Origin of the sequence: Winogradskyella schleiferi, assembly GCF_013394655.1 — a bacterium.
In the GTDB taxonomy this organism is placed as follows: Bacteria; Bacteroidota; Bacteroidia; order Flavobacteriales; family Flavobacteriaceae; genus Winogradskyella; species Winogradskyella schleiferi.
The window spans coordinates 2,079,247-2,089,948 of sequence record NZ_CP053351.1; the positions used below are offsets into that span (position 1 = coordinate 2,079,247).

The following is a 10,702-nucleotide window of genomic DNA, read 5'->3' on the forward strand; positions in this document are numbered from 1 at the left end:
TGTAGTCTGATTGAATGAAGAAGGAAACTGAACAAAAACATCGCATACTTATTCTTGGAGCCAGCGGTTATATAGGCAATGCGATTTATAAGGAATTAGGCCCTTATTTTAGAACGTTTGGTACGTATCGTGTTGAAAAAAAGGAATACAAATCAAATCAACAGTTCATTCAGTACAATGTTGAAGAAGATGATGTTTATGAAATTCTTGAGTCTATAAAACCATCCATAATCATATCAGCATTACGAGGTGATTTTAATGCTCAGGTTATCGCCCATCAACATATTGCAGAATACGTTGCTGTTACTTCCTGTAAATTAATCTTTTTGTCTTCTGCCAATGTTTTTGATGCCTACAGCCAATATCCTAGTTATGAATTGGACAAAACGCTGAGTCATAGTGTTTATGGTCATTTCAAAATAAAGATTGAAAATTTGCTTTTGCGAATGCCTAAAAAACAGATCGCCATCATTAGACTTCCCATGGTTTTTGGTGCGGGTTCGCCGAGAATTCAGGAATTAAAAGAAGCTATTTCAGAAAATGAAACTGTGGAAGTATTTCCGAATTTAATAATGAATGTAACGCTCGATAAGAAAATAACGCAGCAAATCCATTATATCATTAATCGAAATAAGTATGGTGTCTTTCACTTGGGAAGTACGGATTTGGTGCATCATGATGAATTTATAAAAGAGGTTTTAGCCATTATCACTGAAAAAAAAGTGGTACTAAAACAGGTTTTTACTACAAATGACGATCGTTATTTAGCTGTGCTCCCGAAGTTTAATAAGTTGCCGAAGCATTTGCAGATTACTAGTGAGGTGGTTTTGGAGGAACTTTCTATATGAGTTTTCAGTCTCGTCTCAGTCTCAGTCTCAGTCTCAGTCTCAGTCTCAGTCTCTATGGAAAAACAGAAACTTTTCAATCCTAAATTAGTTATTTTGTGTTATTTTTAAACTAAATCATTACATTTAATACACAACTATGAAATTAGACGACGATACAATAGAAAAAAAATTATTGCATTTTCCAGATTGGGAATACCATGATAATGCCATCCATGCGGAATTTGAATTCGATAATTTTAAAGATTGCTTTAGTGCTATGAGCCGTATTGCTTTTGAGTGTGAAGCTTTAAACCATCATCCGGATTGGAGCAATGTTTATAATGTTCTTAAAATTTCATTATCTACTCATGATGCCGATGGTGTGACGGATAAAGACTTTAAATTGGCACAAGCTATTGAGGATATTGTTGAGGTTGAGGAGTGATCAGTTCTCAGTATTCAGTGTTCAGTAGGCAGTACTAAGTTTGGAGCTAGGTGTTTGGAGTTTGGAATAATTAAATACAACAATTAACATTCAAAACATTATAATCTCAATTTTTTGAGTGTCCGTAATTTCTTTTAGTTTCCCAATTTATACTTAATTCTTGTTACTTTTTACTTGGTATTCATAAGTCATTTCTTTCGAAAATTAATCGATTAAGATTTACTATCAATCATGCTCATACACTTTCAATATTTTATTAAATTTGCTATGCCTTCAGAACAATTCAACTTAAGGCACTTTAAGTACTCAATAACATGATTCCCATTTTGCGTGGGAACTAAAAATAAATTTTAAAATGGGAAGAGCTTTCGAATTTAGAAAAGCAAGAAAAATGAAACGCTGGTCTGCGATGAGCAAAGCCTTTACACGTATTGGTAAAGACATTGTAATGGCCGTAAAAGAAGGTGGTCCTGATCCTGATAGTAATTCCCGTTTAAGGGCAGTGATACAAAATGCCAAGGCCGTAAATATGCCCAAAGACAATGTAGAGCGTGCCATTAAACGTGCAAGTGATAAAAGCCAAGGCGATTATAAAGAAGTGGTTTTTGAAGGCTATGCCCAACACGGCATTGCGGTACTTATAGAAACGGCGACTGACAATAATACGCGAACGGTTGCCAATGTGAGATCTTATTTTAATAAAACCGACGGCAGTTTAGGAACCTCTGGCTCTGTGGTTTTTATGTTTGACCATACCTGCAATTTTAAAATTGAAGACAAGGATTTTGATCTGGAAGAATTGGAACTGGAATTGATTGATTTTGGCGTTGAAGAAATTTTCGAGGATACTGATGAAGATGAAAATGGCGACGAGCAAAAATGCATTATGATCTATGCACCTTTTGAAAGTTTCGGAAACATTCAGTCGTATTTAGAAACTCATAATATTGAAATTATTTCATCTGGTTTTGAACGTATTCCTCAAGTGACCAAAAAGATTACCCCAGAACAGGCAGAAGATGTTGAAAAATTATTGGAGAAGCTAGAGGAAGATGATGATGTACAGAATGTGTATCATACTATGGAAGAAACGGAAGAATAGCTTTTTTTAAAACCCATAAATTTTAATTCGTGAAGATTATAAACATCAAAAGCGAATAACTAAAAAAGAAAAAGAAGACGGAATTAAAAGACCGATTCAAAAATATTTTATGCAACCAAGTGCATTGATGTTTCTGTCTGTTATAGTAATTGGAAGCATAAGTGCTATTCTGTTTTTTACTTATCAAAGAAAATCTGTATTTCCAGAAAAAACGAAAAAAGAAATATTGGAAATGAGCGACAGAATGTAAAATTGGAAAGAAAATTTAGGAAAATATCCAACGGAACTGAATAAACTAATCGGAAATAGTCCTTTAAGACAAGATTGGAAAAAAGACGCTTGGAATCGAGAATATGAATTTACGATTACGGAAAACGGAAAAGGAATTTTAATAACGTCTGCTGGTTCAGATGGAAAATTTCATACTGACGATGACATTAAATCGGAATAAAAAAAAATTTAAAATTTTAAGACTTTATATAATTAGTTTAGTCTGTATTGCCTGCTTTTTTTTGTTAGAGAATTCTAACATCATTTCTGAACTTGTTCAAATATCGGAAAAAGGACGCTATGGTGGATTTCCAACATTTTTTTTAACAGGATTATTTAAATACGGATTGTTAGTAGTTGGAATAAGTATTATTACAATTATGAGTTTTCTGTTAATCAGAGAAAGGATAAAAAACGATTGAATAAATAAAAACGTGCTACAACAAAGTACTGTGCTAAAAAACAAGTAAAGCACAAAAAATTTCACACTCACTAAAATTAATTCTCAACTAATACAAAAGAATAAAGCGAACAAAATAGCATTCAGATTAATTAATCCCCAACAAACAATCTAAACTAACATTAAAAGTTCTATAAACTCAACCGTTAAACTAAACCTAAAAAAATTTGAAAAACATTCAACTTTCCTATATTTGGAGCACAACTAACTAATTTCCACATGCATCACATGAGACTCTGTCTTCTGCTTTTTATAAGCTCTATACTTTCAATACAAGCTCAACAACCAAAAAAATACAATGCTTCAGACATTTATGAAGCGGTTCAAAAACTCAATGTTTTGGGTTCGGTTCTTTACATTGCCGCACATCCAGATGATGAAAATACACGACTCATTTCATACATGTCCAACGAAGTTAAAGCGCGTACTGCTTATTTATCTTTAACTCGTGGCGATGGCGGCCAAAACCTTGTTGGGCCAGAAATCAGGGAACTTTTAGGCGTCATAAGAACACAGGAATTATTAGCCGCAAGACGTGTCGATGGTGGCGAACAACGTTTTACAAGAGCCAACGATTTTGGGTATTCAAAACATCCTGATGAAACTTTAGAGATTTGGAACAAAGATGAGGTATTATCAGATGTCGTTTGGGCCATCCGAGAATTTAAACCAGATGTTATCATCAACCGTTTTGACCATAGAAGAGCTGGACAAACCCATGGCCATCACACGGCTTCTGCGATGTTGAGTATGGAAGCTTTTGATTTGGCCAATGATGCTTCAAAATATCCATCGCAATTGGAATTTATCAAGACATGGCAACCAAAACGCTTATTTTACAACACCTCTTGGTGGAGATACGGAAGTCAAGAAGAGTTTGACAAACTGGATAAAAGTAATATGCTCAATTTTGATATTGGCGAGTATTACCCAAGCAAAGGTATGTCTAATAACGAAGTTGCTGCTTTGGCCAGTAGTCAGCATCTAAGTCAAGGTTTTGGGCGGTTATCGCAACGCGGTTCCCAACAAGAATATATTGAGTTTTTAAAAGGCGAACCTTTGGATGACAACAACGACATATTTTATGGTATTGACACCTCTTGGAATCGTGTTGATGGTGGAAATGCTATCGGAACTATTTTGAAATCCGTTGAGAACAATTTCAACTTTAAAAATCCTGCGTCACATTTACCACAACTTTTAGAGGCCTATAAATTGCTTCAAAACTTAAAAAATGACCATTGGAGAACAATAAAAACAAATGAAATAAAAACCATCATTGAGGCCAGCACTGGATTGTATATGGAAGTTTCTGCCAAAAGCCCAAATGCCGCGCCCAATGCTGAGGTCACTCTAGATATGGAAGTTTTAAACCGAAGCGAAGCCAACATCGATTTAGTGTCTTATCAACTTTCGACATTAAGTAACGGTATTTCAAAAAACATAGCCTTACCATCTAACCAAAAGTTGAATTTTGAAGAAGGCATTACAATTCCAAATAACAGCAATTACACGACACCATATTGGTTAAACAAGCAAAGTACTTTAGGCATGTACAGCGTAAACAACCAAGAATTGATTGGTCTGCCAGAAACACCAAGAGCAGTTTATGTGGATTTTAATTTAATGATTGAAGGCACACCAATCGATATTAGAAAACCAGTCATCTATCGCTATTCTAAACCCGAAAAAGGCGAATTATACCGTCCATTTGAAATCATTCCTGCGGTTTCAGCCAGTCTAAGTGATGAAGTTTATATTTTTGAAAATGATAATCAGAAAGAAATCGAAGTTACCATAAAAGCTGGTAAAGATATCATTGAAGGTTATGTGCAAATGGCTTACCCTAACGATTGGGAAGTCTATCCTGAAAAGCAAAAAGTTGAAATTGTTAATAAAGGTGATATTCAAAAAGTGGTATTTACCGTTATTCCTCCAAAAAATCAGAGTGAAGGTTTAATCACACCCATGGTTCATATTAATGGCGAATTTTATACGGACGAGCTTATAGAAATCGATTATGCACATATGCCGTTCCAGACGGTTTTAATGCCAAGTGAAAGCAAAGTGGTACGATTGGATATAGAAAAACGAGGCACCAATATTGGTTATATCGAAGGTGCAGGCGATGTGGTTCCTGAAAGCTTAAGACAAATTGGTTATAAGGTCACCATCATCAAACCCGAACAGATTTTACCTGAAAATCTCTCAAATTTTGATGCGATTGTGGTTGGCATCAGAGCGTATAATATCGTGGATGACTTAAAATTCAAACAAAAATTCTTGTTGGATTATGTGAGTGATGGTGGAAATTTAATCGTTCAGTACAACACCAGTCGAGGAATCAAAGTCGATAACCTAGCGCCTTATAATTTAGAATTATCTCGAGACCGAGTTACAGACGAAAATGCAGAAGTGAAAATCCTAGAGCCCAATCATCCGATTTTAAATTTTCCGAATAAAATTACGAGTACTGACTTTGAAGGTTGGGTACAGGAACGTGGTTTGTATTTTCCAGATAATTGGTCTGAAGAATTCACGCCATTACTAGCTTCAAACGACAAAGGAGAGTCTTCAAAAAAAGGCGCTTTGTTGGTAGCCAAATACGGAAAAGGCAACTATATTTATACAGGATTAAGTTTTTTTAGAGAATTTCCTGCTGGAGTCTCAGGTGCTTTCAGATTATTTACTAACTTACTATCCGCAGAAAAAGCCGATAAACGGTCATTCAAAAATTGACTTTTTCTTCACTAATAACTTAAAGCAACTAACAACAACTAACTAAAAGCTAGCAACATGAACCACCAAAATCAAGAAGAACCAAAACAAAAATGGAATAAGATGTACACGGCAGTTTTAATCGCCAATGCACTTTATATTGTTTTGTTTTACTTTATAACCGCCTCATTTGCATAAAAAAATATAATGCCTCAAACTTTAGATTGGATTGATTGGACGGTTTTGATTGCTACTTTAGCCACAATAGTTGGTTATGGCACCTGGAAAACCAGAGGTCGAAAAAATGCAGAAGATTACATAAAAGGCGGAAACACCACACAATGGTGGACGATTGGGCTTTCTGTAATGGCAACCCAAGCCAGTGCAATCACATTCCTTTCTACAACAGGTCAAGCATTTTCCGATGGTATGGGATTTGTCCAATTTTATTTTGGACTTCCCATTGCCATGGTTATCATCTGCCTGGTATTTATTCCACTTTACCATAGGCTTAAGGTTTATACAGCTTACGAGTTTCTCGAAAACAGATTCGACCTCAAAACCCGAAGTTTAACGGCTATTCTCTTTTTAATCCAACGTGGTTTAGCTGCAGGAATTACCATTTTTGCACCTGCAATTATTCTATCCGTCGTTTTAGGCTGGAACATCGTGACCTTAAATATTATCATTGGTGTTTTAGTCATTATCTACACCGTTTCAGGAGGCACCAAAGCCGTTACAGTCACCCAAAAGCAACAAATGTTTGTGATTTTTGCAGGAATGGTGGCCGCTTTAGTAATCATAATCAACTTAATTCCTGAAGACGTTTCTTTTAAAGATGCTATTGATATTGCTGGAGCAACCGGCAAAATGCAAGTTTTGGATTTCTCTTTCGATTTGGAAAATAGATATACCGTTTGGACCGGTTTAATAGGCGGAACGTTTTTAATGCTCTCCTATTTCGGCACAGACCAAAGCCAAGTACAACGTTACCTTTCTGGGAAATCTGTCAAGGAAATGCAAATGGGACTAATGTTCAACGGGATGCTTAAAGTGCCCATGCAGTTCTTCATTTTATTGGTTGGTGTGATGGTCTTTGTGTTTTATCAGTTTAACCCTTCCCCTTTAAATTTTATAGATAAATCCACAGAGACGGTTTTAGCCTCTGATTATGGAGACGATTACAGAGCGCTTCAAGAACAACAAGCAGAACTGTTCGATTTAAAAAACAAAGTATCCTTACAATTAGCAAAATCGGAAAGCGATGACAATGCATCAAGAAAACGATTAGCGGCCTTAAATATATTAGAAAAATCTTATCGTTTACGCTCTAAATTTTTGATTAAAAAAGCTATTGATCCAGATTATGCAATGGCTTATGATAAACTTCAAGCCGAAGTTAATAATTTAGAATCCAATCCAGAAAGCGAAACTTACAATGAGAAATTTGCCGAGCTAGATGCTTTATATAACGACGCTGCAAAAGATACCCAGACCAATGACAGGGATTATATGTTTATTCGATTTATATTAAACCATCTTCCTATAGGATTGATTGGTTTACTATTGGCCGTAATTTTATCTGCAGCCATGTCTTCGACGGCCTCAGAAATCAATGCTTTGGCTACCATAACATCTATGGATTTATACGGTAGAAATCTTAATGAAGATAAAGGCGAGGACCACATGGTAAAGATGACGAAATGGTTCACCTTGGGCTGGGGAATCGTTGCTATAATTATTGCGTGTTTTGCAGATTTAGCAGAAAATTTAATCCAACTCGTTAATATTATAGGTTCTATTTTTTACGGCAATGTTTTGGGTATATTTTTACTGGCTTTCTTCTTTAAACATATTAAAGGAAATGCCGTATTTACCGGAGCACTAATCACACAAGCTATTGTGGTTATTGGTTGGTGGTTAGAATGGATGCCTTATTTATGGTTGAATTTATTTGGGTGCATACTTGTTATCCTTATTGCTCATATACTGCAGCCCATATTACCTAAAAAAACAGTTTAATGAAGTCAAAAATAATTAATTGGGGAATTATTGGAGCTGGTAAAATAGCTTCAAAATTTGCTAGCGATTTAAGCACAGTTTCTAATTGTAATTTATTTGGTATTGCTTCGAGAAGTCTAGAAAAAGCTCAAGATTTCGCCAATGAATTTCATGCAAATAACGCTTACGGAAGCTATGAAGCACTAGCATCAGATCCAAATATTGATGCCATTTACATCGCAACACCACATAGTTTTCATAAAGCGCATACTATATTATGTCTAAACCATAAAAAAGCGGTATTGTGCGAAAAGCCATTCGCTATGAATTTGGATGAAGTGAATGAGATGATTGAAGTTTCCAAAGCAAACAACACACTCTTGATGGAAGCCTTATGGACGGCTTTTCTACCACATTTTGAATATGTGGAAAATCTATTCAATAAAAAACACTTTGGTAATATAATAAAACTTGAAGCCGATTTTGGGTTTCATCCTACTTATGATGAAAGCTCTAGACTTTTCGACAAATCCGTTGGAGGTGGCAGCTTGTTGGATATAGGAATTTATCCTGTCTTTGCTGCACTTTCAACCTTAGGGAAACCAAATACTATAGACGCTAAAGCGAAATTTTTTGATTCTGGAGCCGATTCAGAATGTCACATGGTTTTTCAATATGAAAACACCAAAGCCATTTTAAACAGCACATTACGAGAAGAAACGAATACAGAAGCTATTTTTTATTGTGAAAACGGCATCATAAAAATCAATGGTCGTTTCCATGAACCTTCAACGGTTACCTTAATTGATGAAAACGGAAATACAGAAGTAAAGGATTTCGACTATAAAACTATTGGCTACAGTTATGAAATTGAACATTTTAATCAATTACTTAGAGATGGCAAAACTGAAAGTGATATTATGACTTTTGAAAGCAGCCGACAACTGATTAAAACTTTAGATGAAATCAGAAGCTTAATCGATTTAAACTATAAATAAAAAAAACGCAACTCATCTGAGTTGCGTTTTCTGTATTGATTTCTAAGTTTTAGAATTGAAGCAATCTTTGTTCTAAATAATTACTTCGCTCCCCATTCTTTTAAAGAGTCTTTGTTCATTTTTACATAATCAGCATTTCCTGCTTCCTCAGCTTTAGCAAGCGATTTTTTGGCAGTAGCAATGGCATTTTTAGTATCTCCCATTTTTGCATATAACAAAGACTGTTGTCTTAGTTGCCAAAATCTTGGTTCTTTTACCATAGACATGGCTTTGTCCATCCACTCTTTAGCTTTGTCCAAATCTTTATCAGCATTCATATAATATACAGCAGAAGCATAATAGTCATTCGCTGAAGGACCAGCCATTATTTTTTCAATAGCAGAAGTTACTGCTTTATCAGTCGGAACCTCAAATTTTACAGCAGCATAAGTGTTAGCCCACATCATACCTAAATGAGCGGAATCATTAGTTAAATCGTCAAAACTAATAGTCCATGTTTCAACATTTGCAGGAATTTCCATGACGTCAACAGTGGCTTTGGCAGCAACTTTAGAGTCATCCCAATTTTGTGGTGTTCCCCAATTTTCGGTATCCGAATAAAAATAAACATCCCAAGTTTTCTCTGAAGGTTTAATAAATACAGCGTAAGAACCTGCTTTCAATTCGTTCCCTCCCACAGTAACTGGATTGCTGAACGTAATAATGGTATTTTTATTAGCTCCGGCTCTCCACATTTTATCGTAGGGCACTAAATTTCCAAAAACTTCTCTACCTCGCATGCTTGGTCGAGAGTATTCTAGCGTTACATCCGTTAAACCTACAACTTGTTCAATCTTCGCCGCAGGACTTGGCTGTGGTGTTTCAATTTGTGCATTTACCGAAAGCATCAACGTGAAGGCAAATGTAAATAGTACTAGTTTTTTCATAATGATTAGTTTTTAAGTGTTTGTTTTTATTGGTTTAAAGTTAAGGCTAAAGCCAAACCATATATGTTAAGGAATACTTAAAATGATAACGAACCTCATATGTTTTAAAAATCAAAACAATTGTGAAACTTGAAAGCATTATTAGTCTTTACTTGTAGTGTTAAAACTAGTACAGCCAAACCAAAACAGCTATAACCAATAAATTCTTGTTAATTTTTGTTTAACTATTATTAATTTAGGTTAAACATTTCGTATCTTTCCATCATAATTAAAAATAATTAATAATGGCTAAGAAAAAAGCAATCAAACAATCCGATCTTATAGATTTTTATATGGATTATATTCTGACACATAACCATAAGCCAAAATCAGTATATGCATTTGCAAAAGACAACAATTTTGATGAGCAAAAATTCTATGAGTTTTATGGTACTTTCGAAGCTTTAGAGCAATCCATCTTCAAAATATTTTTCGATCATACCATAGCTGCTTTAGAAAAAAGTGAAGACTATCATTCTTTTGATGCAAGAAATAAGATGTTGAGTTTTTATTATACATTTTTCGAGATTCTAACCGCAAACAGAAGTTATGTTGTCCACGTTCTGGACTCTAACAGAAATAAAATGGAATCCTTAAAAGTATTAAAACACTTAAAGAAAAGTTTTACCAATTACGTTGGACAATTAGGAATAGAGACTATCGATTTGAAACAAGAGCAATTGGAAAAGTTCCAGAATCGCACCTTAAAAGAATCCGCTTGGCTCCAATTATTGGTCACTATGAAATTTTGGTTGGATGACACCTCTGCTTCTTTTGAAAAGACAGATATTTTTATCGAGAAATCTCTTAAATCAGGTTTTGATTTAATGGACACCACACCTATAAAAAGCATTATAGATTTTGGCAAATTTTTGTACAAAGAAAAAATGCACTTTAACTAAACGATTACTGAAAC

General features: G+C 34.8%; 8 protein-coding genes. 7 read left to right on the forward strand and 1 reads right to left on the reverse strand.

What is annotated here, in order from left to right; genetic code table 11:
- Positions 1-14: 14 nt before the first annotated feature.
- From HM990_RS08940 to HM990_RS08970, 6 genes are all read left to right on the forward strand, one after another.
- Positions 15-848, forward strand: a complete 834-nt coding sequence (locus HM990_RS08940; RefSeq protein WP_178988604.1) for a sugar nucleotide-binding protein — start codon at positions 15-17, stop codon at positions 846-848.
- Positions 849-984: 136 nt separating this feature from the next.
- On the forward strand, positions 985-1,272 hold the full coding sequence (locus HM990_RS08945; RefSeq protein WP_178988605.1) for a 4a-hydroxytetrahydrobiopterin dehydratase: 288 nt from the start codon (positions 985-987) through the stop codon (positions 1,270-1,272).
- Positions 1,273-1,627: 355 nt separating this feature from the next.
- Complete coding sequence (locus HM990_RS08950; protein ID WP_178988606.1) at positions 1,628-2,374, forward strand: YebC/PmpR family DNA-binding transcriptional regulator; 747 nt, start codon at positions 1,628-1,630, stop codon at positions 2,372-2,374.
- A gap of 949 nt (positions 2,375-3,323) precedes the next feature.
- The gene (locus tag HM990_RS08960) at positions 3,324-5,843 is read left to right on the forward strand and encodes a PIG-L family deacetylase (protein WP_178988607.1); all 2,520 of its coding nucleotides are present in this window, start codon (positions 3,324-3,326) and stop codon (positions 5,841-5,843) included.
- 186 nt (positions 5,844-6,029) lie between these two features.
- On the forward strand, positions 6,030-7,844 hold the full coding sequence (locus HM990_RS08965; protein WP_178988608.1) for a sodium:solute symporter: 1,815 nt from the start codon (positions 6,030-6,032) through the stop codon (positions 7,842-7,844).
- On the forward strand, positions 7,844-8,821 hold the full coding sequence (locus HM990_RS08970; RefSeq protein WP_178988609.1) for a Gfo/Idh/MocA family protein: 978 nt from the start codon (positions 7,844-7,846) through the stop codon (positions 8,819-8,821). The genes HM990_RS08965 and HM990_RS08970 overlap by 1 nt, the downstream gene beginning before the upstream one ends.
- Before the next feature lie 80 nt (positions 8,822-8,901).
- Here HM990_RS08970 and HM990_RS08975 read toward each other — a convergent pair whose 3' ends face one another.
- Positions 8,902-9,747 (reverse strand): DUF2911 domain-containing protein, encoded by an 846-nt coding sequence (locus HM990_RS08975; protein WP_178988610.1) that lies wholly within the window; start codon positions 9,745-9,747, stop codon positions 8,902-8,904.
- A gap of 284 nt (positions 9,748-10,031) precedes the next feature.
- Here HM990_RS08975 and HM990_RS08980 point away from each other — a divergent pair, with 284 nt between their 5' ends.
- The gene (locus HM990_RS08980; protein ID WP_178988611.1) at positions 10,032-10,688 is read left to right on the forward strand and encodes a TetR family transcriptional regulator C-terminal domain-containing protein; all 657 of its coding nucleotides are present in this window, start codon (positions 10,032-10,034) and stop codon (positions 10,686-10,688) included.
- Positions 10,689-10,702: the final 14 nt, after the last annotated feature.

Excerpts from the sequence above, each read along its gene's own strand:
- HM990_RS08940 (WP_178988604.1), top strand. The coding sequence starts at position 15 with ATGAAGAAGGAAACTGAACAAAAACATCGCATACTTATTCTTGGAGCC.
- HM990_RS08945 (WP_178988605.1), top strand. The coding sequence starts at position 985 with ATGAAATTAGACGACGATACAATAGAAAAAAAATTATTGCATTTTCCA.
- HM990_RS08950 (WP_178988606.1), top strand. The coding sequence starts at position 1,628 with ATGGGAAGAGCTTTCGAATTTAGAAAAGCAAGAAAAATGAAACGCTGG.
- HM990_RS08960 (WP_178988607.1), top strand. The coding sequence starts at position 3,324 with ATGCATCACATGAGACTCTGTCTTCTGCTTTTTATAAGCTCTATACTT.
- HM990_RS08965 (WP_178988608.1), top strand. The coding sequence starts at position 6,030 with ATGCCTCAAACTTTAGATTGGATTGATTGGACGGTTTTGATTGCTACT.
- HM990_RS08970 (WP_178988609.1), top strand. The coding sequence starts at position 7,844 with ATGAAGTCAAAAATAATTAATTGGGGAATTATTGGAGCTGGTAAAATA.
- HM990_RS08975 (WP_178988610.1), bottom strand. The coding sequence starts at position 9,747 with ATGAAAAAACTAGTACTATTTACATTTGCCTTCACGTTGATGCTTTCG.
- HM990_RS08980 (WP_178988611.1), top strand. The coding sequence starts at position 10,032 with ATGGCTAAGAAAAAAGCAATCAAACAATCCGATCTTATAGATTTTTAT.